A 271-nucleotide genomic window follows, 5' to 3' on the forward strand; every position below is an offset into this window, starting at 1 on the left:
CTGATAAGCCTAAATACTCCCTAATGACCGATAGCGGACCAGTACCGTGAGGGAAAGGTGAAAAGTACCCCGGGAGGGGAGTGAAACAGTACCTGAAACCGTGTGCTTACAATCCGTCGGAGCAGCCGCAGCTTGCTGTGTAGTTGTGACGGCGTGCCTTTTGAAGAATGAGCCTGCGAGTTAGTGTTACGTCGCGAGGTTAACCCGTGTGGGGAAGCCGTAGCGAAAGCGAGTCTGAATAGGGCGTTGCAGTGGCGTGATCTAGACCCGA

At 54.2% G+C, this 271-nt stretch carries 1 rRNA gene; it reads left to right on the plus strand.

Features of this window, described 5'->3' with window-relative positions:
- Positions 1–271: ribosomal RNA gene (locus MRBLAR12_RS21040) — 23S ribosomal RNA — on the plus strand; the annotation flags it as partial.

The sequence above is a fragment of the Arthrobacter sp. LAR12-1-1.1 genome (assembly GCF_040676555.1).
Classification (GTDB): domain Bacteria; phylum Actinomycetota; class Actinomycetes; order Actinomycetales; family Micrococcaceae; genus Arthrobacter.